The following is a 21,484-nucleotide window of genomic DNA, read 5'->3' as shown; positions in this document are numbered from 1 at the left end:
GTTGGGGAAACCGCTTCTGACGGTCGAGGATCTGCGCGTCACCTTTCCGACCCGCACCGGCGACGTGCAGGCGGTGCGCGGCGTTTCCTTCGCGCTCGGCCGCGAGAGGCTCGGCATCGTCGGCGAGTCCGGCTCCGGCAAGTCGCAGACCGGCCGTGCGATCATGGGCCTGACGCCCGGCCACGCGAAGATCAGCGCGCGAAAGCTCGCTTTCGGCGACCGCGATCTCCTGAGGATGCGGGCGAGCGAGCGGCGCCATCTGCGCGGCAAGAAGGTCGCGATGATCCTGCAGGATCCGAAATATTCGCTGAACCCGGTGATGACCATCGGCCGGCAGATCGTCGAGACGCTGAAGACGCATGAGCGGATTTCGACCTCCGCGGCCAAGGCCCGGGCGCTCGCCATGCTGGAGGCGGTGCAGATCAACGACCCGGAACGGGTCTTCTCGCTCTATCCGCACGAAGTGTCCGGCGGCATGGGCCAGCGGGCGATGATCGCGATGATGCTGGTCTGCGGCCCGGAACTTCTGATCGCCGACGAGCCGACCTCGGCGCTCGATGTCACCGTGCAGCTCGAAGTGCTGGATATCCTCGACAAGCTGGTGGCCGACCGCGGCATGGGGCTGATCTTCATCTCCCATGATCTCCGCCTCGTCTCCTCCTTCTGCGACCGCGTCATCGTCATGTATGCCGGCCGGATCGTCGAGGAACTGCCGGCTGCCAATCTGGCCGACGCGCAGCATCCTTACACGCGCGGGCTGCTCAACTGCCTGCCGACCATCGGTTCCGACCGGCACCCGCTGCCCGTCCTCGACCGCAAGCCGGAGTGGGCGCTATGACATCGGCTCTTTCGATCCGCGACATGGTCGTCACCTATGATGAATTCACCGCGCTCGACCATGTCAGCTTCGATATCGGCGCCGGCGAATCCTTCGGCATCGTCGGCGAATCCGGTTCCGGCAAATCCACGCTGCTGCGGGCGGTCTCCGGCCTTGCCTCGTTCGATCAGGGCACGCTTACGGTGAACGGCCACTCCTATTCCGGTCGCAAGCGGGACAAGGAATTCTACCGCACCGTCCAGATGGTGTTCCAGGATCCCTATGGTTCGCTGCATCCGCGCCAGACGGTCGACCGTCTGCTGCTAGAGCCGCTGCTCATCCACGGGTTCACCGATATCGAGACACGCATCAACCGCGCGCTGGACGAGGTGGGTCTCGGTTCGGGCTTCCGCTTCCGTTATTCGCACCAGCTTTCCGGCGGCCAGCGGCAGCGCATCGCGATCGCGCGGGCGCTGATCCTGGAACCGAAAATCCTGCTGCTCGACGAGCCGACCTCGGCGCTCGATGCCTCGATCCAGGCCGAGATTTTGAACCTGCTCGAGCAGGCGCGCCGCGACCGCAACCTCACTTTCGTGATGGTCAGCCACGATCTCGGCGTTATCAGCCATATGTGCGAACGGCTGGCGGTGATGAAAAACGGCAAGGTGGTCGAGACCGTGCCGCGGAAAGCACTGGAAAACCGCGAGTTTTCCGCCGACTATACCCGCCAGCTGCTCGTCGCCAGCGAAGGTTTCCGCCGCGGCTGACGGGCGCCCTGATTTTATGTATGTCACTATTCCGAAACCGGTCGCCGTGTTCTGGTGACATATTTTAGCCGGCAGGATCGCATGCAGCTTCGGGCGCTTATGTATTTCGACGAACTGGTCCGTACCAATTCCATGCGGGCGGCGGCCGAAAACCTCAACGTGGCGGCGACCGCCGTGTCCCGGCAGATCGAGAACCTCGAGCATTATTTCGGAACGCCGCTTGTCGAGCGCAGCAATCGCGGCATCAAGCTGACGGCGGCGGGCGAGCTTCTGGCGGCGCGGGCAGGGAAGACGCTGCGCGAACTTGAACACGTCCACCAGCTGATCGACGACCTGCAGGGCCTGCAGCGCGGCAAGGTGGTGATCTATGCCAACGGCGCTACCGTCGCCAACCTGATCGCCCCGGTGCTGGCGGAATTCAGCCTGCGTTATCCCAAGCTTCGGTTCGAGGTGGCGATCACCAGCGCGCGCGAAGCGGTCGAGGCGCTGGCCGCCGCCGAGGCCGATCTGGTGGTGACGCTGTTTGCGCCAAAAATCTCCGGCGTAAAGGTGCGGCTGCGCTCCGAGATCACCTATGACGTCATCATGGCCGCGGACCATCCGTCTGCCGGCGCCAGGGAACTGACGCTGCGCGACCTCGTCCACATGCCGCTCGCGCTCCCCGACAAGAATTTTGGCGCCCGGCAGGCCTTTGAGGAGCTGTTCGCCAAGGATGGGCTGGAGCTTGATCCCGTCTTCGTCACCGGCTCGCTGGAAATGCTGAAGGAACTGGTTTTGCGCCGAGCGGCGGTCACGCTGCTGCCGGCACTTGCGGTGCAGCGGGAAATCGACGCGGGGCAGCTTGCCGCCGTGCCGATCGCGGCCGGCAAGGGAGTGCGCACCCCGATCGATCTCTGCGTCGCACCCGACCGCCAGCTTTCGTTTGCCGCAGGCAAGCTCGTCGACTTCATCGAGCGCTTCATGCGCGGCGCCGATACCCGAAAATCCGCGCCCAGGAAAGCGTCAGCTTAAATGTGTTTGTGTAGCGTTTTCGGCTACACAGAGCACACAAAATTCTGCATTGTGTGTGCACCTGCGAAATGACACACTTTTGGCAATCGACGATCCCGCAGGTGCCGATCAGGCGGGTCTCGTTCCAAAAAAGGGGATGACGGATGGGCAGAATGACGCTCTTGGGCTCTGCTACCATATGGAAGAATGCGGCCTTTGGCCTGGCTATGAGCACGGGTCTGCTTCTGGGCCAGACGGGCGCAGAGGCCGCGGCGAAGACCGCGATCACGATCGGCATGGCGATCGAGCCGGCCGGGCTCGACCCGACGATCGCCGCACCGGTCGCGATCGGCCAGGTGACCTGGCAGAACATTTTCGAAGGCCTGACGACGATCGACAAGGCCGGCAAGATCCAGCCGCAGCTTGCCGAAAGCTGGCAGATCTCGCCCGATGGCCTGACCTACACGTTCAAGCTTCGCCAGGGCGTCAAGTTCCACAATGGCGTTGCGTTCGACAGCTCGGTCGCCAAGTTTTCGATCGACCGCGCCCGCGGCGCCGACAGCGTCAATCCGCAGAAGCGCTATTTCGCCTCGATCGATACGATCGAGACGCCGGATGCCGCGACGCTTGTCCTGAAGCTCAAGCAGCCGGCCGGCAGCCTGCTCTACTGGCTCGGCTGGCCGTCCTCGACGATCGTCGAGCCGAAATCCGCCGCCGACAACAAGACGACCCCGGTCGGTACCGGCCCGTTCAAGTTCGTCAGCTGGTCGAAAGGCTCCAAGGTCGATCTTGCCAAAAATGCCGACTACTGGAACAAGGCCGTATCGCTGAAGCTCGATACCGCCGCCTTCCGCTTCATCAGCGACCCGCAGGCCCAGGCCGCGGCGCTGAAGGCCGGCGACGTCGATGCCTTCCCGGAATTCGGCGCGCCGGAACTGATCAAGTCCTTCGAGGGCGACAAGCGGCTGGCGACCGTCATCGGCAATACCGAGCTCAAGGTCGTCGCTGGCATGAACAACACCCGCAAGCCGTTCAGCGACAAGCGCGTCCGCCAGGCGCTGATGATGGCCGTCGACCGCGCCACCGTCGTCGAGGGCGCATGGTCGGGCTTCGGCACGCCGATCGGCAGCCACTACACGCCGAACGACCGCGGCTACAAGGACCTGACCGGCGTCTATCCCTATGACGCCGCCAAGGCGAAGGCGCTGCTCGCCGAAGCGGGCTTCCCGAACGGCTTCACCTTCACCATCAAGGCGCCGCAGATGGCCTATGCGCAGCGTACCTCGCAGGTGCTGCAGGCGATGTTTGCGGAAATCGGCGTGACGATGAACATCGAGACCACCGAATTCCCGGCGAAATGGGTGGCGGACGTGCTGAAGGCCGCCGATTACGACATGACCATCGTCGCCCATGCGGAACCGATGGACATCGACATCTATTCCCGCGATCCCTACTATTTCAACTACAAGAACCCGGCCTTCAACGAGGTGCTGAAAAAGGTCGAGATGACCTCGAGCGCCGCCGAGCAGGAAAAGCTCTATGGCGAGGCGCAGACCATCCTCGCCAACGACGTGCCATCGCTCTTCCTGTTCGTGATGCCGAAGCTCGGCGTGTGGGACGGCAAGGTGAAGGGATTGTGGGAAAACGAGCCGATCCCGTCGAACGTGCTCACGGATGTGCATTGGGAAGAGTGATGCATCTGCCCCTCACCCTAACCCTCTCCCCGCTTGCGGGGAGAGGGGACCTGGCTCGCGAAGCGTCCGGTGGGGGCGAAATCGGGGCGGCATACCGATCTCCCCCCTTGAGGGGGAGATGCCCGGCAGGGCAGAGGGGGGTGACCTCTCCACATATTCTCCTGCCACTGCATCTGCCGCACCGTCGCCACCCCCCTCTGTCACCTTCGGTGACATCTCCCCCTCAAGGGGGGAGATCATTGGGAGACTGCCGCGCCGGCATGGTGGCCTGCCCATGATCTCCATCCTCATCCGCCGCGTCCTCAGCCTCGCCATCACGCTGCTCGTCGTCTCGCTGCTGATCTTCACCGTCATGGACCTGCTTCCCGGCGATCCGGCCTCGATCATGCTGGGCACGTCTGCGAGCCCTGAAACGCTGGCAGCGCTCCAGAAACAGCTCGGCCTCGACCAGCCGCTGCCAGTTCGCTACCTCGCCTGGCTCGCCGGTGTCTTCCGGGGCGATCTCGGGCAGTCCTATACCTATGGCGTGCCGGTTGCAGGGCTGATTGCCGAGCGCCTCGCGGTCACGTTGCCGCTGGCGCTGATCGCCATCGTCCTTTCGGTCGCGATCGCCATTCCGCTCGGGGTGCAGGCGGCGCGCAAACATAACGGCGTGTTCGATTTTGCGGCCGGCCTGTTCTCCTATATCAGCATCGCGGTGCCGGCCTTCTGGGTCGGGCTGCTTTTGATCATCCTGTTCTCGACCATGCTCGGCTGGATGCCGGCCGGCGGGTTTCCGGGCTGGGATGCCGGGCCGTTCGCCGGCCTCAAGGCGCTCCTCCTGCCGGCCGTGGCGCTCGCCCTGCCGCAGGCCGGCGTGCTGACGCGCGTGGCGCGGGCCGCGGTGCTGGAGGTGATGAACGAGGATTTCGTGCGCACCGCCCGCGCCAAGGGGCTCAGCGAAGGCACGGCGCTCTGGCGGCATGCGGTGCCCAATGCGCTGGTGCCGGTGTTCACCATGCTCGGGCTGCAATTCACCTTCCTGATCGCCGGCGCGGTTCTGGTCGAAAACGTCTTCAACCTGCCGGGCCTCGGTCGGCTTGCCTATCAGGCGCTCTCCCAGCGCGACATCATCGTCATGCAGGATGTCGTGCTGTTCTTCTCAGGCCTGGTGATCCTGATGAATTTCCTGGTCGATCTCGCCTATCTGGCGGTCGATCCGCGCCTGAGGGCCAATGCGCAATGAGGCGGGCCCAATGACAAGAGCCCTCCGCCGCCCCGTCCTCCTCATCGGGCTCGCCATCACGCTGGCGCTGTTTGCCGTGGCGCTCCTCTCTCTCGTCTGGACGCCGTTTGCGCCGACCAAGATGAACATCGTCCACAAGCTGAAAGCCCCGCTGGATTTCGGCCTTCTCGGCACCGACCAGTTCGGCCGCGACGTCGCCTCGATGCTGATGGTCGGGGCGTGGAATTCGCTGTCGACCTCCATTCTCGCCGTACTTCTCGGTGCGAGCATCGGCACGGCGACCGGGGTCGTCGTCGCCATGCGGCGCGGCTGGCTGGAACTCGTCGTGATGCGCGGCTGCGACATCGTCTTCGCGGTGCCGCCGATCCTGTCGGCGATGATGCTCGGCGCCTTTATCGGTTCGGGCCGGTTCACCGCGATCATCGCCATCGGCACCTTCATGGTGCCGGTCTTTGCGCGGCTCGCCCTTGGTGCTGCGCTGCAGATCTGGACGCGGGATTATGTCACCGCCGCCGTCAGCATGGGCCGGCCGAAAGCCAGGATCACGCTCGTGCATGTCTTGCCGAACATTTCCAACCAGATCATCGTACAGGTGACGATCCAGCTGGGTCTCGCCATCCTCACCGAGGCAGGCCTGTCCTTCCTCGGCCTCGGCATGCCACCGCCGACGCCGACCTGGGGACGGATGCTGGCGGATGCGCAGACCTTTCTCGGCCAGGCACCCTGGCTGGCGCTGATGCCGGGCCTGGCGATCGCGCTTGCCGTGCTTGGCCTCAACATGCTCGGCGACGGCCTGCGCGATCTTCTCGATCCCCGCGACAATTCCTGATTTCGAAATGAAGATATTGCCATGAATGACCTGCTCAAACTGACGATCCGTGAATTGCTCGCCCTTTATTCAGCCCGGAAACTCTCCCCCTCGGAATACTGGCTGGCGGTGGAAGACCGCGTCGCCGCCTTCGAGCCGCATGTGCAGGCGCTCTACCTCTACGATCCCGAGAGCGCGCGGTCGCAGGCCGCGGCCTCCACCGACCGCTGGATGAAGGGCGAGACGCTGGGCTTGCTCGACGGCATACCGGTGACGCTGAAGGAGCTGATCGCCACCAAGGGTCAGCCGGTGCCGCTCGGTACGGCGGCTGTCCAACTGGTGCCCGCCGCCGAGGACGCGCCGATCGCGGCCCGATTGCGCGAAGACGGCGCGGTGATCTTCACCAAGACCACTTGCCCGGATTACGGCATGCTTTCTTCCGGCCTGTCGAGTTTCCACCAGCTCAGCCGCAACCCCTGGGACCTGACCCAGAATCCCGGTGGTTCCAGCGCTGGGGCATCGGCTGCCGGTGCGGCTGGTTTCGGGCCCCTGCATATCGGTACGGATATTGGCGGCTCGGTGCGGCTGCCGGCCGGCTGGACCGGGCTGTTCGGCTTCAAGCCGAGCCAGGGCCGCATTCCGGTCGATCCCTATTATGTCGGGCGCTGCGCCGGGCCGATGACCCGCACGGTGGAGGACGCTGCCTATTCCATGGCGACGCTGTCGCGCCCCGACTGGCGCGACGGTACCTCGCTGCCGCCGAACGATTTCGACTGGCTGGATTTCGATATCGACGTGAAGGGGTTGAAGATCGGCCTGATGCTCGACGCCGGCATCGGCCTTGCCGTCGACGAAGAGGTCCGCAATGCGGTGGTGGCCGCGGCGAAGCGCTTCGAGGAAGCGGGCGCGATCGTCGTTCCGGTGGAGCCTGTGATGACCCGCGTCATGCTCGATGGGCTGGACAATTTCTGGCGCTCGCGGTTCTGGGGCGATATCGAGACGATGCCGCAGGAGCGCCGGGCGCTGATCCTGCCCTATATCTACCAATGGGCGGAAGGCGGCACCTCTATTTCGGGCGTCGAGGCGGTGCGCGGCTTCAACCAGACGATCGAGATGCGCAAGGCATGCGGTCGCCTGTTCACCGCCGTCGATGCGGTGATTTCGCCGACCAACCCGATCGTTTCCTATCCGGCGGAATGGGCCTCGCCAACCAACGATCCGGCTTTGCCCTTCGAGCATATCGGCTTCACCGTGCCGTGGAACATGTCGGAACAGCCGGCATCCTCGATCAATTGCGGCTTTTCGAAATCCGGCATGCCGATCGGCCTGCAGATCGTGGGACCGCGCTACGACGACCTCATGGTGCTGAAACTCTCCCGGGCCTTCGAGCAATGGACCGGCGGCGTCACCGCCTGGCCCGAACCGCCGGCAGCCTGAGGCCGCCAGCCCCCGGATATTTCCGGCCCGGCACATTCATGCCGGGAACAATCACGCTTTTGCCGCGTTCACCGCCGGCGACAAGAACCGTGAAGCGAGCTGCGGGTGCCGGTTGCACGGCATTCGCCTGGGAAACCGATCCCGATCCACGTTTCTGACGCCGTTTGATTCCGCGCAAAGCCATTTCCGGCGCGCATCCTCTAAGGTCCTCAAAACAGGAGATCGATATGCCCGCAGCCAACTCCACCACCGACTTCGCCCGCAATGGCACCGGCCCGAATTCGGCAGCCAGCAAGGATGTCGAAGCCCAGATCCAGCAGCTCCGCGAGGACATCGCAGCGCTCGCCCGCAGCGTTGCCGCAGTCGGCAACGACAAGGCCAGCGAATACAAGGGCAAGGCCCGCCGGGTTGCGAGCGACGCCGCCGACGCATCGATGCAGATGGTGGAAGCCGCGCGCGATCAGGCCCTGTCGATGGAAAAGGACCTGGAGCGCCAGATCCGCACCAACCCTATCCAGGCCGTCGCCATCGCCGCCGGCGTTGGCTTCCTGTTCGCGCTTCTGACGCGTCGCTGATGATGACAGGACTTGGTCCGCTTTTGGCTTCGCTCGCCGCGATGGATATCGCGGCGCTGATGGGCAGGCTGAAAAGAAACGCAATCCTCTACGCCTTCGCGCTGCTGTTCGTGCTGACGGCCTACGGGTTGGCGGTTGCGGCGCTCGCGGTCTATCTGGCCGGCATATGGGGGGCGCCGCTGGCGCTGCTTGCCGTCGCCGGAGGCTCTCTCGTCCTGGCGCTGATCATGTATCTGTGCGTGGTGATCGCCAATCGCGCCGAACAGCGCCGCAAGCGGGAAGCCGCCGCATCCAACAGCTCCAAGGCGCTGATGATGACGGCAGCCCTGACGGCATTGCCGCTGCTCGCCAAATCGCGTCCGCTGCTGCTTGTCGCGATCGTTGGCGGTCTCGGTTTCCTTGCCACGAAGACCATGGGGGCTTCGAGCCGCCGATATTCCGAGCCGGCCGAATAGGGGGCCGGTGAAATCGTCTAGATGAACGGCCGCCGGCCTTCCGCCGGCGGCCGCCATTCTGCGGCCTGATAAAGCCCCTCGCGGTTCAGCACCTCGCAACCGCGATCGAGCCAGCGGACCAAGCCCTGATCGACGAGCTTGCGCAACGTCTTGTTGGTGTGCACGAGCGACAGGCCCAGCGTGTCGGCCACATGCTGCTGCGTCAGCGGCAGGGGCGCAGGCTTGTCCGCCGGGGCCGCACCCGCCGCCCTGGCGCGCGCATCGAGGAATGCCAGCAGATAGGCTGCACGTTCGCGTGCCGTGCGTCGTCCGATACTGAGGATATGCTCGTCGAGCATGGACTCCTCCCGCGCCGCGAGCCAGGTGATGTCGTAGGCGAGCGACGGGTGGTTCTGGAACAGGGTGGAAAGCCGGTCGCGCTCGAACATGCAGAGCGTCATCTTCGTCAGCGCCTCGACGGAATGCTGCATCTCGACCATGATATTACCCTGCAGGCCGACTAGGTCGCCGGGCAGCACGTAGTTGAGGATCTGCCGCCGTCCGTCCTCCAGGATCTTGTAGCGAAAACCCCAGCCGGACAGTACCGTATAGAGTTGCGGGTTGCGTTCGCCTTCGACCATGATCGACATGCCCGGATCGGCCAGCAATTCGCCGATCTTGAAGCTCGACACGAAGGCCAGCTCCTCGGGTGCGAAGTCACGGAAACTGGGGCGCCGGCGCAGCGGACACTGCTCGCAGGGTATGCGGGTGGGAAGGACAGGTCTGGAATTGGCCATGGGACTCAAGAAAAGGTGGGACCCGCGGACATTAGAGGGCTGTATGGATGTCGTCTGTGTCTTTTTTAAATGACCACACTTTCTTTCGGTGATCTAGCCGAATTTCGTTGTCGAAATTCAGGCGGACATTTTATTGAAAATCCTCGTTGTCGATCGGGAGTTTCTGGTAGCCATGGAAGTGGAGACCGTGCTCACCGAGGCCTTTCCCTGCGAGGTCAAGATCGCCACGCCGCGCAGCTATGCGATGGAGCTGGAACGCGGGTGGTTCGATGTGATCGTCATCGATTCGGCGCTGGTCGGCACGGGGAGCGGGGACGAAGCGCTCCGGGCGAGAGCCGCGGGAACAGGTCTGGTCTTCACCACGCTCAGCGTCGAGGACATGGACGGGGTAGAAGGTTGGGAAGGGATAGCGGTGGTTTCCAAACCGTTCGACGACCATCACCTCGTGGATGCCGTCAAAAACGCCGCCGGCATGTGAGCGGCGTTTTTTCGGGTTTCAGGATCAGCTGCCGAAGGCGCGGGAAGTGATGGCCGCGTCGCCCGCGTCCGGGCCGTAATCGCCCTCGCCGGAAACGCCGAGCAGTTCCTGCAGGCGCGCACGGGCACGCGAAACGCGGCTCTTGATCGTGCCGACGGCGCAGCCGCAGATCGCAGCCGCCTCCTCGTAAGCGAACCCGGCGGCGCCGACGAGGATGATCGCTTCGCGCTGATCGTCGGGCAGCTTGTCCAGCGCCTTGCGGAAATCCTGCAGGTCGAGCCGGCCGTACTGTTCCGGATGGACCGAGAACCGCTCGCTGAACAGCCCGTCGCTGTCCTGCACTTCGCGGCCGCGCTTGCGCATCTGGCTGTAGAATTCGTTGCGCAGGATGGTGAACAGCCACGCCCGCATGTTGGTGCCGGCGGTAAAGCTCGTCTGGTTGGCCCAGGCCTTCATGATCGTGTCTTGTACAAGGTCGTCTGCCTTGTCATGTCGGCCGGTCAGGGATACAGCAAAGGCGCGCAGGTTGGGCAGCGACGCGAGGAGGTCGCGCTTGAAACCGCGATCGTCGATCTCGTCTTCTTTACTCATTTTACGTTCACCGACTTGGCGTTCTTCTCCGCCTGCTCCAGGCGTTCAAGAAGATCGAGAAAGCGATCCGGAATTCCTTCTTCCTGTACCGCATCGTAAAAGTCCCGCAGCTTGCGGGATATGGATGCATTCGGCTGCACCGCTCCGGGTCTGACTTCAGGGGGTTGGATTGCTGTCATCTCTTGTTTTTTTCTGTTGTCGTCACTCATCACGCCGGCAGCCTGTTGCGATATCGTCGGGCAAAGAAATTCCCGGCGGCAAAAAAAGTTCCACTCTTGCGGAACTTTTTTTGCAGGCCCACGTTCATTGCAGGTCAATTGCCCACTGGGCACCGAGGGAGATTATGTATGTCACTCACCACACGCGTTGCGTCTCACCTTCCATATCTGCGTCGGTATGCTCGCGCCGTCACCGGATCACAGACTTCGGGAGACGCTTATGTTGCCGCGGTCCTGGAAGCGTTGATCGCAGACGTTTCGATATTCCCCGAAACGTCCAAGGACCGTGTCTCGCTTTATAAACTCTTTGTCGCAATTTTTGGTTCCACGAACATCGAGATCCGCCCCATCGAATCTCCGTTCGCCTGGGAACAGCGCGCTGCGGCCAATCTCTCGATGCTTCCCTCTCAGTCCCGGCATGCCTTTCTGCTGGTCTCGGTCGAGGGTTTCACCATCGACGAAGCCGCTGAAGTCCTCGATGTCAGCGCTGCCGATGTGAACCGCCTGCTCGACGACGCCACCCGCGAAATCTCGCGGCAGGTCGCAACCGACATCATGATCATCGAGGACGAGCCGCTGATCGCGCTCGATATCGAGCAGATGGTGCAGGATCTCGGCCACCGCGTCACGGGCATCGCCCGCACCCACAAGGAAGCGGTGTCGCTCTTCCAGTCCTCGCATCCGAAGATGGTGCTGGCCGACATTCAGCTCGCCGACGGCAGCTCGGGCATCGACGCGGTCAACGAGATTCTGAAGTCCTCCAGCGTGCCGGTGATCTTCATCACCGCCTTCCCGGAGCGGCTTCTGACCGGCGAGCGGCCGGAACCGGCCTTCCTGGTCACCAAGCCGTTCAATCCGGACATGGTCAAGGCGTTGATCAGCCAGGCGCTGTTCTTCAACGAGGCTGTCAAGGCAGCCGCTTGATCCCACGGACGGCAGTCGGACAGGGCAGGCCGGAACAAAATGCAACAGGTGGCGTTCTGGCGCATCCGAAGAGGAAAAACCATGTTGTATTATGCTCTTGTCTGCCTGCTCGTCGCGCTGTTCACCGGCGCACTCGGCTTCAGCGGTATTGCAGGAACGGCGACCGGTCTCGCGCAACTCCTGTTTTTCCTATTTCTCGCGCTGCTGCTGATATCGCTGGTCGTCGGGTTGTTCAGGCGCGTTTGACGTCCTATAAAAGGTGGATAATCATACTCAAAAATCCGGGGGTATATGTGTGCAGCAGGCGCCCGGTTTCCCCAGCAAGCCCGCAGACGGAGTGAGAAATTTGGTGCATCCCCTGACATGGCAGCAGGCTGGTCAGAGTGATGACAAGTTACGCGAATTTTTCATGCCGGCGCTGGTGGATCTCGGCGCCAGCATCATGATCCAGGACGCGGGCCGCAACTATCTCTTCGTTACCCATCTTCCCGAGGTCTGGGCGGTCGAGCATGTCAGGACCCCCACCGATGTCGGCCTGTTCGGGGAGGAGGTCGGGGCAAAACTCGCGGTCCTCAAGGACGGCATGACGGAACCCGGCCGCAAGGGCCATATCGAGATTACTATCGGCACCGAGCAGATCTACGAGTTCCGCGTCCAGACCGTCGAATTCGCCAGGGGCGGGCTGCATTTCGTCACCACGATCATCGACCGTTCCGAAGAGCGCCACCGCGAGCGGCTGCTGCGGGCGCTGCTGCGCGAAGTCAGCCACCGCTCCAAGAACCTGCTCGCCATCATCCAGAGCATCGCGCTGCAGACGGCCCGCTATTCCGGCTCGCTGGAACTGTTTCTGCACAAGTTCCGGGGGCGGCTTTATTCGCTCTCGCAGAGCCAGGACCTGATCACCGATTCCAGCTGGCGCGGCGCCTATTTCTTCGAACTGGTGCAGCAGCAGACTGAAAAATACCTGCCGGAAAACAAGCATCTGGTGCGGGTGCACGGCGACAATATCCTGTTGACGCCGAACGCCTCACTGCATATCGGCCTGGCGCTGCACGAACTGATCGTCAACGCCGTCAGCCACGGTTCTCTGTTGCGCAGCGGCCGGGTGATCAACGTCACCTGCACCCGCATGCATCTCAACGGCCACGACTCGCTCGAAATGATCTGGGACGAGGTGCTGGATGCAAGCCGGAGCGCCGAGGATACCGAGGATTCGCTCAAGGCGCATTTCGGCAGTACCGTACTGGAACGCGTGGTGCCGGCCTCCGTCAACGGCAAGGCGCAATACGTCATTTCGAACGACCGTATCAGTTACCGGCTGGTATTCCCGCTGGAGAGCGGCGGGGAGTGAGGGATAGTCTGTGGTGATTAGTCGTTAGTGAGTAGTTTTCGAGGTCACCCGCGACGTCTTGCAACGAAAGCATTTGCCAAAATCCAGCTCCGTCGTAGCTGTCCACTACCCACAAAACTGAGCTGGCTCGGTTCCGGTTGACGGAGCCGAGCCAGTTCGTCTCTTCGAGGGGGATTGAAGAGTATGTCCGAAGGCTTTGTAGGGCGGGGGACGGGGGGTCGCCTTCGAACACTGACATAACGAGCGTCCCGGAAATAGGTTCCGGCGGTTCCGAACTTTTTTGAAAGTTTTTTCAACGCTCCATTTTCGCAGGGGGCCGAACGAAAAATGGCGGCTTTGCAGCCGCCATTCGGGTCAGGTCCTTTGCAGGATCAATGTTTGAGGGCTCTCGGATCGAGCGCATCGCGGATCGCATCACCCATGTAGTTGACGCTGAGGACGGTCAGCGAGATCGCCAGGCCCGGCCACAGCACGCGCGAGGGCGTCAGCTGCAGGAAGTTGGCACCGTCGAAGAGCAACCGTCCCCAGGTCGGGAAATCCGAGGGAAAGCCGAGGCCCAGGAAGCTCAGCGCCGATTCCGTGATGATCGCCGAGGCGATGCCCAATGTCGCGGAGACCATGATCGAACTCAGCACGTTCGGCAGGATGTGCCTGAGGATGATCCGGTATTCCCGCATGCCGCTCGCCTTGGCCGCCAGGATGAATTCCTGGCTTTTGACCGCCAGCACGTCGCCGCGCACGATGCGGGCGGTGTGCATCCAGCTGGTGATCCCGATCACGAAGACGATCAGGATGAAGATGCCGGTTTCAGGCCCGAAGGCCGCCCTCAGCGTATCGCGGAAGAGCATCAGGATGACCAGCAGCAGCGGCAGGAGCGGCAATGCCAGGAACAGGTCGGTGATGCGCATCAGCGGGCCGTCCAGCCTGCGGATGTAACCCGAGAGTACGCCGACCAGCGTTCCGAGGAAGAGCGCCAGGAGCATCGCCGTGATGCCGACGGCGAGCGAAATGCGGCCGCCGGCGAGCACCTGGGCGAGCATGTCCTTGCCGAGGTTGTCGGTGCCGAACGGATGGGCGAGCGACGGCCACTGGTTCTTGTCGCGGATGTTGATGGCATTCGGCGCGACGCGGTGGATATAGGGGCCGACAAAAACCGCCAGCACGATGAATGTGAAGACGATCAGCCCTGCCACCCCGCCCTTGTGGGAGCGGAACTGGCGCCACATGTCGGCAAAGGCGGACCTTGTCGGGGTTGCCGCCTTGGCGGGCGGCGTCGCTGTCATGGTCGCATCAGTCATAACGGATCCTCGGGTCAAGAATGCCGTAAAGCACGTCGGCGATGAGGTTGAAGAGCACGATCAGCACCGCGAAGATGAAGGTCAGGGTCTGGACGAGCGGGATATCGGCCCCCTGAACCGCGATGATGAGAAGTTGGCCGAGGCCGTTCACGCGGAAGATCTGCTCGGTGATGATGGCGCCCGAGAAGATTGTCGGCACGCCGAGCGCGATCACGGTGACGACCGGGATCAGGCTGTTGCGCAGCACGTGGATGAGCAGAACCGACTTCTCCTTGACGCCCTTGGCGCGCGCCGTGCGCACATAGTCCTGATGCAGGTTGTCCAGCATCGAGGCCCGCACGAAACGGGTGATCTGAGAGGCGTTGAACAGCGACAGAACCGTGACCGGCAGAGCCATCTGCTTGACCTGCTGCAGGAAGCTCGAGAAATCGTTGACCACCAGATTGGTGTCATAGACTGACGGGAACCATTGCAGGTAGGAGGAGAAGATGACGACCAGCAGCACGCCGGTGAAGAAGGTCGGCACCGAATAACCGACCATCGACACGAATGTGCCGATCTGGTCGAAGATCGAATACTGCTTGTATGCGGAGATGACGCCGATCGGAACGGCGATCAGGACGCCGAACAGATAGGCGAGGCCGACGACCCACAGCGTCTGGGGCAGGCGCTGGACGATCAGGTCGACGACCGGGCTTCGGGTCGCCCAGGACAGAACCCGCATGCGGGATCCATCGCCGAACTGCCATCCGGTCAGGCGTTCGAGAATGTTGAGCGGTTCGTTGATGAAGAACTGCTGCAGCCAGTAGAGATAACGGAAGAAGAAGGGCTGATCGAGGCCGAGCGATGCGCGGATCTGTTCGCGGACCTCCGGCGGGATCGTCAACGGCAGGTCGCCGGTTGGATCGTTGGGTGCAAGATCGAGCAGCGCGAAAATGACGAAGCTGATGATCAGCAGCGTCGGGATTGCAAACAGCAATCGCCGCAGAGTGTAGGTGAACATCAATAAGTCTCCAGACTAGCGCGGAGAAGACGATGCGGCCGCCGGACCTGCCGTGAGGCAGGCCCGGCGATCGGCATCACTTCGAGCGCGACCAGTCGGCGACGTTCCACAGTTCGCTGTCCCAGGCATTCATCCTCACGCCGGCAAGCTTGAGGGAGTGCGAGGAGACGCTGCCGCGGTGGACGAGCGGAATATGCGCGCCTTCCTCGGTCAGCATGTCGTTGAGCTGCTTGGCAAGCGCGGCGCGCTTGTCGAGCTCGGCGGTCTTGGAGAGCTCGCCGACCAGCTTGTCATAGGCCGGGTTGCAGTAACGCGGGATGTTCTGGCCCTGCCAGCCGTTCGCGGGGCCGGGAACCTTGTCGCACAGCCATTCCGCCAGATATTTTTCCGGGTCGGTGCCGTCGAAGTTGTTGGTGTACATTTCGACGTCGGCATAGAATTTCTGGAAGGTGTCGGGGCTTGCCGGATCGCCGCCGAAGAAGACGGAGGCGCTGGCGTTGCGCAGTTCGGCGGCGACGCCGATCTGGGACCACATGTCCTTCACCAGTTCCTGGGTCGCCTGGCGGACCGAGTTGGTGGAGGTCGCGTAGAGGAAGGAGAGCTTGACGCCGTTCTTGGCGCGGATGCCATCCGGGCCTTTCTTCCAGCCGGCATCGTCGAGCAGCTTGTTGGCCGCCGCAACATCCTGCTTCAGGCACCAGCTGTCGTTCTTGGTGGAGGCGACGGCGGCCGGGGCGGGCACGATGTTGCAGGTCGCCTTGCCGGCAGCGCCGTAACCGGCTTCGACGATGATGCTGCGGTCGATGGCGAGCGACAGGGCGCGGCGGACGGCCGGGTCGGAGAGCGACGGATGCGGACCGGCTTCCTTGGTGGAGCGCTTGGCGCCCAGCGACGGATCGGCATTGTAGTGGTTGAGGTTGATACGCTCGACCTGGGTGCCGAAGGCGGTTTCGAGCTTGCCCTTGCCGGCGGCGACCATCTTGGCAAGGATTTCCGGCTCTACCTGCATGTTCCAGGCATAATCGTATTCGCCGGTCTCGAGAACGGCGCGCGCGGCAGATGCTGCGTCACCGCCGCCCTTGAGCGTGACGGTCGCGAAGGCGGGCTTGGCCGCATCGCGGTAGTTGGTGTTGGCAGTCAGCGTGATGACGTCGTTCGGCTTGAATTCCTTGACGACGAACGGGCCGGTGCCGATCGGGCCGAAATTGGCCGAAGTGCAGCCCGGAGCCTTGGCGCCGACGCAGTTCTCGAACTGCTTCTTCTGGATGACCGGCGACTGGGCGCCGACGAAGGCGCTGTAGGGATAGGGCTTCGGTTCGGTGAAGGTGATCTTGACCGTCTGCGGATCCGGAGCCTCGACGCTCTTGACACCTTCATACTGGGCGGCCTGGGCGCAGCCGCCATCCGGCGCGATGCAGTATTTCCAGGTGAAGATGACGTCGTCGGCCGTGAAAGGCGTGCCGTCCGACCATTTGACGCCCGGCTTGATCTTCCAGGTCATGCTCATGAGGTCCTTGGCGACCCCGCCGTTCTCGACGGTCGGGATCTCGGACACCAGCATCGGCACGAGGGCGCCCTTCTCGTCGTAGCGGGCGAGCGGCTCGATGACCATGGAGGATGCGTAGACTTCCTTGGTGCCGCCGGAGAGGTAGGGGTTCATCGTCGAAACGGCCTGCCAGAACAGGATCTTCAGATCCCCGTCCGTGCCCCGTTCGGCATGCGCGGCAGAGCCGGCCAGGCCAAGGGCGGCAACCGTGCCGGCCAGAAGAAGTTTGAGGTTTTTCATGCTGCTATTCCCCTTATCGTTCTCTTATGAGTTGTGGTTGGGCATGCCGGTCGAGCCGGCTTTTTATGCCTCGGGACTGCGAAGTCACCTTCCTCAACTTATTGACTTCGCAGCGTGATCTTCTTCTTTTCCTCCGTGGAAACTACATTAAGGACGAGTTAAATCCTGCCGCCTTTGGCGAGCATGATCAAATTTTGAGCCATCTAAGCATAGGCCTATTTTCCGTTCAAGTCGGAAAATTGAAGCTTGCAAAGTCGTCTCTCCACGTCGCAATATCTGGGCGACATCCGCTCTTTGGCCAGGGTGGAAACAGCAAAAAAACAACGAGGTCTTCGTAATGCCAGTGATCAATCGCGTCGCCGAAATGCAGGATCAGGTCGCCGAATGGAGGCGCCATCTGCACGAGAATCCGGAGCTGCTTTACGACGTCCACGAGACATCGAAATTCGTCGCCGAAAAGCTCAGGGCCTTCGGCTGCGACACCGTCGAGACCGGTATCGGCAGGACCGGCGTCGTCGCCGTCATCAAGGGCAGCCAGGGGGACGGCCCGGTCATCGGCTTCCGCGCCGACATGGACGCGCTGCCGATCCTCGAGACCTCCGGAAAGCCGTGGGCTTCCAAGATCCCCGGCAAGGCGCATTCCTGCGGCCATGACGGCCACACCGCCATGCTGCTCGGCGCCGCGCAATACCTCGCCGAAACCCGCAATTTCAAGGGCTCGGTCGCGGTGATCTTCCAGCCTGCGGAAGAGGGCGGCGGCGGCGCGCTTGCGATGATCAACGACGGCATGATGGAGAAGTTCGGGATCCGGCAGGTCTACGGCATGCACAACGAGCCGCGGCTTCCGGTCGGCAATTTCGCCACCCGCAAGGGCGGCATCATGGCAGCGGCCGACACGTTCGAGATCACCATCCACGGCCGCGGCAGCCACGCCGCCCAGCCGCACAATTCGATCGATCCGATCCTGGTATCTTCGCATATCGTGCTGGCTCTGCAGTCGATCGTCTCCCGCGAGACGGATCCGCTGAAGTCGCTGGTCGTGACCGTCGCCTCGATCCATGGCGGCGAGGCGAGCAACGTCATCCCGGCGCATGTGACGATGACCGGCACGGTGCGCACGCTTTTGCCGGAAACCCGCGATTTCGCCGAGAAGCGGCTGAGCGAGGTGGCACAGTCGACCGCCATCGCCCATGGCGCAACCGCCGAGGTGGTGTATCGCCGAGGCTACCCCGTCACCTTCAACCATGACCACGAGACCGATTTTGCGGTCGAGATCGCCGGCAAGGTGGCTGGGCCGAAGGCGGTGCAGACAGGCATGGCGCCGCATATGGGCGCGGAAGATTTTTCCTACATGCTGGAAAAGCGCCCCGGCGCGTTCATCTTCATCGGCAATGGCGATACCGCGAGCCTCCACAACGCAGCTTACGACTTCAATGACGAAGCCATCCCCTTCGGCGTCAGCTATTGGGTCACGCTCGCCGAAACCGCGCTCGCCGCCTGATCGACCGAACCCAGGAGACCCTCCATGCTGCTTTCCGGAAATTCCATGGAACAGGGCGGCGGTTCGGTGACCCCCGTCCTGTCGGTCCGCAACCTGTCGACCTCTTTCCGCGTCAACGATGAATGGCGCACGGTCGTGCGCAACATCTCCTTCGACGTGGCGCCGCGCGAAACGGTGGCAATCGTCGGTGAATCGGGCTCGGGCAAGAGCGTCACCTCGCTGTCGATCATGCGGCTGCTGCCCAAAAATTCGAGCAGGATCGAGGGCCAGGTTTTCCTCAACGGCCGCGAACTCCTGTCGCTGCCGGAAGAGCAGATGCGCCGTGTGCGCGGCAACGACATCTCGATGATCTTCCAGGAGCCGATGACTTCGCTCAACCCGATTTTCCCGATCGGCAAGCAGATCGCAGAAGCGCTGACCGTCCATACCGACATCAGCAAGGCGGATGCGAAGGCGGAAGTGATCCGCCTGCTCGAAAAGGTGCGCATCCCCAATGCCGCCTCGCGGTTCGATGAATATCCGCATCAGTTTTCCGGCGGCATGCGCCAGCGCGTGATGATCGCCATGGCGCTCGCCTCCAAGCCGAAGCTGCTGATCGCGGACGAGCCGACCACGGCGCTCGACGTCACCATCCAGGGCCAGATCCTCGACCTCATCAAGCTGCTGCAGGAAGAGGAGGGCATGTCGGTTCTCTTCATCACGCACGACATGGGCGTGGTGGCCGAAGTCGCCGACCGCACCATCGTCATGTATCGCGGCGATGCGGTCGAGACGGGGCCTACCGGGGATATTTTCCACCGTGGGCAGCATCCCTATACGCGGGCGCTTCTTTCCGCGGTGCCGAAGCTCGGCTCGATGGGCGAGCGCAGGCTCCCGCTTCGCTTCCCGATCGTCGATATCAAGACCGGCGAGCAGATGCCGCTTGCCGACGTTACCGACACGGTCGCCAAGGGCAAGACGCCGATCTTGGACGTCAAGGACCTGACCACACGGTTCGACATCCACTCCGGCCTGTTCGGGCGCAAATCCGGCGCCGTGCATGCGGTCGAAAAAGTCTCCTTCAACCTCTTCGAGGGCGAGACCCTGTCGCTTGTCGGCGAATCCGGTTGCGGCAAGTCGACCACCGGCCGTTCCGTGACGCGCCTGATCACGCCGACCAGCGGCGAAGTCACCCTTGACGGCTACGAGGTGATGAAGCTCGACCAGCCGACGTTGCGCCAGATGCGCCGGTCGATCCAGATGGTCTTCCAGGACCCGTTCGCCTCGCTCAATCCGCGCATGAGCGTTGGTTCGGCGGTCATGGAACCCTATATCGAGCACGGGCTCGGCACCAAGCAACAGGCCCGGGACAAGGCGGCTGGCCTGATGGAGAAGGTCGGCCTTTCCGCCGACATGATGAAACGGTTTCCGCACGAATTCTCCGGTGGCCAGCGCCAGCGCATCGCGATCGCCCGCGCGCTGATGCTCGACCCGAAGGTGATCGTCGCGGACGAGGCGGTTTCCGCGCTCGACGTGTCAATCAAGGCGCAGGTCTGCAACCTGCTGCTTGACCTGCAGCAGAGCCTGAACCTCGCCTTCCTGTTCATCAGCCATGACATGGCGGTGGTCGAACGCGTCAGCCACCGCGTCGCGGTGATGTATCTCGGCGAGATCGTCGAGATCGGCCCGCGCGCGGCGGTGTTCGAAAACCCGCAGCATCCCTATACGAGGAAGCTGATGTCGGCGGTGCCGGTGCCGGATCCGTCGCGCCGGCGGATCAGGCGCAACATGTCGACCGACGAGATCAAGAGCCCGATCCGCCCGGTCAACTACGTGCCGCCGAAGCGCGAATACCGCGAGGTTTCCGCGGGGCATGTGGTGCAGGTGGCGTAGCTTCTTGCATGCTCGAATTTGCCGCTCGCCCGGATTTCTGGTATCTTGGGGATGCCTGCAATCCGGGCGCTTTGCCAATTCAGGCATCGAGGAAACGGTCTTTCATGAGCGACAAGGACACGATCCGGCAGCGCACCCTCGAGGCGACGCATCTTCAGGCGATCGAGGGCAATCCTCTCGATGCGGAACAGTTGGCGATGTTTGAGATGTTTGATCGCGAGGGATGGTCGCCTGAGCGCCAAAGAGCGTATATCCTTGAGCGCGCCCGCTCCGCCGCCGCACAGCAAGCGGCGGAATGAGCGACGATCCTTACGTCTATCCAGGCACCGGTGTTCTGTGAAACAAGCTTGGTTTAACCGATGCCGGCAAGTTCAACTATTACGAACGCGAAATCGTTACGATGCGGGCGCGCGAAGATATCCCGCAAGGCGACTTTGATCTCAAGCACCTGAAGGCGATCCATCGCCATCTTTTCCAGGATATCTTCGAATGGGCGGGGCAGGTGCGCACCGTCGAGATTTCCAAGGGCGAGAGCCAGTTCCAGTTCCGGCAATATATCGAAACGGGAATGGCAGATGTTTACCGTCGCGTCGTGAAGTCCGATTTTCTGCGAGGTCTGGAGCGATCGGCATTCGCGGCCGAAGCTGCCCGAATCATGGGGGACGTGAACTACGTCCATCCCTTCCGCGAAGGAAACGCGCCGCACCCAGCTGCAATATCTGAAGCAGCTTTCCAAGCGGGCGGGTCATCCGCTCGACCTGACGAAGATCGATCCCGCCGGATGGCTGGAGGGATCGAAAGAGGCCCACCGTGCCCGATACGATCTCATGGGACGGGTGATAGGCGATGCGTTGCGCCTGACGTGAGGGCGTCGATCGTCGGGAGGTTTACGAAGGTTGCAGCATAAAGCCTGCCTCG

Annotated in this window: 23 protein-coding genes; 17 read left to right on the top strand and 6 right to left on the bottom strand. The window is 62.7% G+C overall.

Annotation, left to right across the window (positions count from 1 at the left end):
• Position 1: 1 nt before the first annotated feature.
• The 9 genes from J2X76_RS11860 to J2X76_RS11820 all read left to right on the top strand — a co-directional run bounded on the left by J2X76_RS11860 (position 2) and on the right by J2X76_RS11820 (position 8,768).
• Positions 2–838: an ABC transporter ATP-binding protein gene (locus tag J2X76_RS11860; RefSeq protein ID WP_310216556.1), complete on the top strand. Its 837-nt coding sequence runs from the start codon at positions 2–4 to the stop codon at positions 836–838.
• Entirely contained in the window at positions 835–1,584 is a 750-nt protein-coding gene (locus J2X76_RS11855) for an ABC transporter ATP-binding protein (protein ID WP_113282669.1), read from the top strand. The genes J2X76_RS11860 and J2X76_RS11855 overlap by 4 nt, the downstream gene beginning before the upstream one ends.
• An 81-nt stretch (positions 1,585–1,665) precedes the next feature.
• The gene (locus tag J2X76_RS11850; protein ID WP_113130330.1) at positions 1,666–2,595 is read left to right on the top strand and encodes a LysR family transcriptional regulator; all 930 of its coding nucleotides are present in this window, start codon (positions 1,666–1,668) and stop codon (positions 2,593–2,595) included.
• A 152-nt stretch (positions 2,596–2,747) separates the two neighbouring features.
• Positions 2,748–4,268, top strand: coding sequence for an ABC transporter substrate-binding protein (locus tag J2X76_RS11845; RefSeq protein WP_405030015.1), 1,521 nt, complete (start codon positions 2,748–2,750; stop codon positions 4,266–4,268).
• A gap of 274 nt (positions 4,269–4,542) precedes the next feature.
• Positions 4,543–5,493: an ABC transporter permease gene (locus tag J2X76_RS11840; protein ID WP_113282671.1), complete on the top strand. Its 951-nt coding sequence runs from the start codon at positions 4,543–4,545 to the stop codon at positions 5,491–5,493.
• 10 nt (positions 5,494–5,503) lie between these two features.
• The gene (locus tag J2X76_RS11835; protein WP_310216149.1) at positions 5,504–6,322 is read left to right on the top strand and encodes an ABC transporter permease; all 819 of its coding nucleotides are present in this window, start codon (positions 5,504–5,506) and stop codon (positions 6,320–6,322) included.
• A gap of 21 nt (positions 6,323–6,343) precedes the next feature.
• Positions 6,344–7,738 (top strand): amidase, encoded by a 1,395-nt coding sequence (locus J2X76_RS11830; RefSeq protein ID WP_310216146.1) that lies wholly within the window; start codon positions 6,344–6,346, stop codon positions 7,736–7,738.
• A 227-nt stretch (positions 7,739–7,965) separates the two neighbouring features.
• A complete protein-coding gene (locus J2X76_RS11825) occupies positions 7,966–8,313 on the top strand; it encodes a YqjD family protein (protein WP_113125766.1) in 348 nt (115 codons plus the stop codon).
• Positions 8,313–8,768, top strand: a complete 456-nt coding sequence (locus J2X76_RS11820; RefSeq protein ID WP_162732053.1) for a hypothetical protein — start codon at positions 8,313–8,315, stop codon at positions 8,766–8,768. Before J2X76_RS11825 ends, J2X76_RS11820 begins: the two co-directional genes overlap by 1 nt.
• Positions 8,769–8,785: 17 nt before the next feature.
• On the opposite strand, the gene J2X76_RS11815 is transcribed toward J2X76_RS11820, so the two are convergent.
• Positions 8,786–9,544: a Crp/Fnr family transcriptional regulator gene (locus J2X76_RS11815; RefSeq protein ID WP_113125764.1), complete on the bottom strand. Its 759-nt coding sequence runs from the start codon at positions 9,542–9,544 to the stop codon at positions 8,786–8,788.
• 133 nt (positions 9,545–9,677) lie between these two features.
• Between J2X76_RS11815 and J2X76_RS11810 the strand changes: the two genes are divergently transcribed.
• The gene (locus tag J2X76_RS11810) at positions 9,678–10,022 is read left to right on the top strand and encodes a hypothetical protein (RefSeq protein ID WP_162732052.1); all 345 of its coding nucleotides are present in this window, start codon (positions 9,678–9,680) and stop codon (positions 10,020–10,022) included.
• 24 nt (positions 10,023–10,046) lie between these two features.
• Here J2X76_RS11810 and J2X76_RS11805 read toward each other — a convergent pair whose 3' ends face one another.
• Together J2X76_RS11805 and J2X76_RS11800 are read right to left on the bottom strand one after the other, a co-directional pair.
• Positions 10,047–10,613, bottom strand: a complete 567-nt coding sequence (locus J2X76_RS11805; protein WP_038589909.1) for an RNA polymerase sigma factor — start codon at positions 10,611–10,613, stop codon at positions 10,047–10,049.
• Positions 10,610–10,792, bottom strand: a complete 183-nt coding sequence (locus J2X76_RS11800; RefSeq protein ID WP_113125774.1) for a NepR family anti-sigma factor — start codon at positions 10,790–10,792, stop codon at positions 10,610–10,612. Before J2X76_RS11800 ends, J2X76_RS11805 begins: the two co-directional genes overlap by 4 nt.
• Before the next feature lie 168 nt (positions 10,793–10,960).
• On the opposite strand from J2X76_RS11800, the gene J2X76_RS11795 reads away from it, so the two are divergent.
• From J2X76_RS11795 to J2X76_RS11785, 3 genes are all read left to right on the top strand, one after another.
• Positions 10,961–11,755 (top strand): response regulator, encoded by a 795-nt coding sequence (locus J2X76_RS11795; RefSeq protein ID WP_113125762.1) that lies wholly within the window; start codon positions 10,961–10,963, stop codon positions 11,753–11,755.
• An 81-nt stretch (positions 11,756–11,836) separates the two neighbouring features.
• On the top strand, positions 11,837–12,001 hold the full coding sequence (locus J2X76_RS11790; RefSeq protein WP_113125761.1) for a DUF1328 family protein: 165 nt from the start codon (positions 11,837–11,839) through the stop codon (positions 11,999–12,001).
• Between the two features lie 163 nt (positions 12,002–12,164).
• Positions 12,165–13,106 carry a sensor histidine kinase gene (locus J2X76_RS11785; RefSeq protein ID WP_310216140.1) on the top strand — a complete coding sequence of 314 codons (942 nt, stop codon included), beginning with the start codon at positions 12,165–12,167 and terminating at the stop codon, positions 13,104–13,106.
• A gap of 371 nt (positions 13,107–13,477) precedes the next feature.
• Here J2X76_RS11785 and J2X76_RS11780 read toward each other — a convergent pair whose 3' ends face one another.
• The 3 genes from J2X76_RS11780 to J2X76_RS11770 all read right to left on the bottom strand — a co-directional run bounded on the left by J2X76_RS11780 (position 13,478) and on the right by J2X76_RS11770 (position 17,193).
• The gene (locus J2X76_RS11780; protein WP_113125759.1) at positions 13,478–14,404 is read right to left on the bottom strand and encodes an ABC transporter permease; all 927 of its coding nucleotides are present in this window, start codon (positions 14,402–14,404) and stop codon (positions 13,478–13,480) included.
• Positions 14,397–15,407: an ABC transporter permease gene (locus J2X76_RS11775; protein ID WP_310216135.1), complete on the bottom strand. Its 1,011-nt coding sequence runs from the start codon at positions 15,405–15,407 to the stop codon at positions 14,397–14,399. The genes J2X76_RS11780 and J2X76_RS11775 overlap by 8 nt, the downstream gene beginning before the upstream one ends.
• 76 nt (positions 15,408–15,483) lie before the next feature.
• Complete coding sequence (locus J2X76_RS11770) at positions 15,484–17,193, bottom strand: peptide ABC transporter substrate-binding protein (protein ID WP_310216133.1); 1,710 nt, start codon at positions 17,191–17,193, stop codon at positions 15,484–15,486.
• A gap of 337 nt (positions 17,194–17,530) precedes the next feature.
• On the opposite strand from J2X76_RS11770, the gene J2X76_RS11765 reads away from it, so the two are divergent.
• From J2X76_RS11765 to J2X76_RS31615, 4 genes are all read left to right on the top strand, one after another.
• Positions 17,531–18,694, top strand: a complete 1,164-nt coding sequence (locus tag J2X76_RS11765; protein WP_310216131.1) for a M20 aminoacylase family protein — start codon at positions 17,531–17,533, stop codon at positions 18,692–18,694.
• 24 nt (positions 18,695–18,718) lie between these two features.
• Entirely contained in the window at positions 18,719–20,566 is a 1,848-nt protein-coding gene (locus tag J2X76_RS11760) for an ABC transporter ATP-binding protein (RefSeq protein WP_113125755.1), read from the top strand.
• A 104-nt stretch (positions 20,567–20,670) separates the two neighbouring features.
• Positions 20,671–20,865, top strand: a complete 195-nt coding sequence (locus tag J2X76_RS11755; RefSeq protein WP_310216127.1) for a hypothetical protein — start codon at positions 20,671–20,673, stop codon at positions 20,863–20,865.
• Between the two features lie 101 nt (positions 20,866–20,966).
• Positions 20,967–21,473 (top strand): Fic/DOC family protein, encoded by a 507-nt coding sequence (locus J2X76_RS31615; RefSeq protein ID WP_405030014.1) that lies wholly within the window; start codon positions 20,967–20,969, stop codon positions 21,471–21,473.
• Positions 21,474–21,484: the final 11 nt, after the last annotated feature.

The organism is Neorhizobium sp. 2083 (assembly GCF_031455615.1).
Classification (GTDB): domain Bacteria; phylum Pseudomonadota; class Alphaproteobacteria; order Rhizobiales; family Rhizobiaceae; genus Neorhizobium.
Note: the sequence above shows the minus strand (reverse complement) of the source record. Positions and strands in the feature narration are given on the sequence as shown.

Coding starts and splice junctions, on each gene's coding strand:
- J2X76_RS11820 (WP_162732053.1), top strand. CDS start 8,313: ATGATGACAGGACTTGGTCCGCTTTTGGCTTCGCTCGCCGCGATGGAT.
- J2X76_RS31615 (WP_405030014.1), top strand. CDS start 20,967: ATGCGGGCGCGCGAAGATATCCCGCAAGGCGACTTTGATCTCAAGCAC.
- J2X76_RS11840 (WP_113282671.1), top strand. CDS start 4,543: ATGATCTCCATCCTCATCCGCCGCGTCCTCAGCCTCGCCATCACGCTG.
- J2X76_RS11775 (WP_310216135.1), bottom strand. CDS start 15,407: ATGTTCACCTACACTCTGCGGCGATTGCTGTTTGCAATCCCGACGCTG.
- J2X76_RS11850 (WP_113130330.1), top strand. CDS start 1,666: ATGCAGCTTCGGGCGCTTATGTATTTCGACGAACTGGTCCGTACCAAT.
- J2X76_RS11765 (WP_310216131.1), top strand. CDS start 17,531: ATGCCAGTGATCAATCGCGTCGCCGAAATGCAGGATCAGGTCGCCGAA.
- J2X76_RS11795 (WP_113125762.1), top strand. CDS start 10,961: ATGTCACTCACCACACGCGTTGCGTCTCACCTTCCATATCTGCGTCGG.
- J2X76_RS11830 (WP_310216146.1), top strand. CDS start 6,344: ATGAATGACCTGCTCAAACTGACGATCCGTGAATTGCTCGCCCTTTAT.
- J2X76_RS11825 (WP_113125766.1), top strand. CDS start 7,966: ATGCCCGCAGCCAACTCCACCACCGACTTCGCCCGCAATGGCACCGGC.
- J2X76_RS11755 (WP_310216127.1), top strand. CDS start 20,671: ATGAGCGACAAGGACACGATCCGGCAGCGCACCCTCGAGGCGACGCAT.
- J2X76_RS11800 (WP_113125774.1), bottom strand. CDS start 10,792: ATGACAGCAATCCAACCCCCTGAAGTCAGACCCGGAGCGGTGCAGCCG.
- J2X76_RS11805 (WP_038589909.1), bottom strand. CDS start 10,613: ATGAGTAAAGAAGACGAGATCGACGATCGCGGTTTCAAGCGCGACCTC.
- J2X76_RS11790 (WP_113125761.1), top strand. CDS start 11,837: ATGTTGTATTATGCTCTTGTCTGCCTGCTCGTCGCGCTGTTCACCGGC.
- J2X76_RS11780 (WP_113125759.1), bottom strand. CDS start 14,404: ATGACTGATGCGACCATGACAGCGACGCCGCCCGCCAAGGCGGCAACC.
- J2X76_RS11770 (WP_310216133.1), bottom strand. CDS start 17,193: ATGAAAAACCTCAAACTTCTTCTGGCCGGCACGGTTGCCGCCCTTGGC.
- J2X76_RS11835 (WP_310216149.1), top strand. CDS start 5,504: ATGACAAGAGCCCTCCGCCGCCCCGTCCTCCTCATCGGGCTCGCCATC.
- J2X76_RS11855 (WP_113282669.1), top strand. CDS start 835: ATGACATCGGCTCTTTCGATCCGCGACATGGTCGTCACCTATGATGAA.
- J2X76_RS11815 (WP_113125764.1), bottom strand. CDS start 9,544: ATGGCCAATTCCAGACCTGTCCTTCCCACCCGCATACCCTGCGAGCAG.
- J2X76_RS11785 (WP_310216140.1), top strand. CDS start 12,165: ATGCCGGCGCTGGTGGATCTCGGCGCCAGCATCATGATCCAGGACGCG.
- J2X76_RS11845 (WP_405030015.1), top strand. CDS start 2,748: ATGACGCTCTTGGGCTCTGCTACCATATGGAAGAATGCGGCCTTTGGC.
- J2X76_RS11760 (WP_113125755.1), top strand. CDS start 18,719: ATGCTGCTTTCCGGAAATTCCATGGAACAGGGCGGCGGTTCGGTGACC.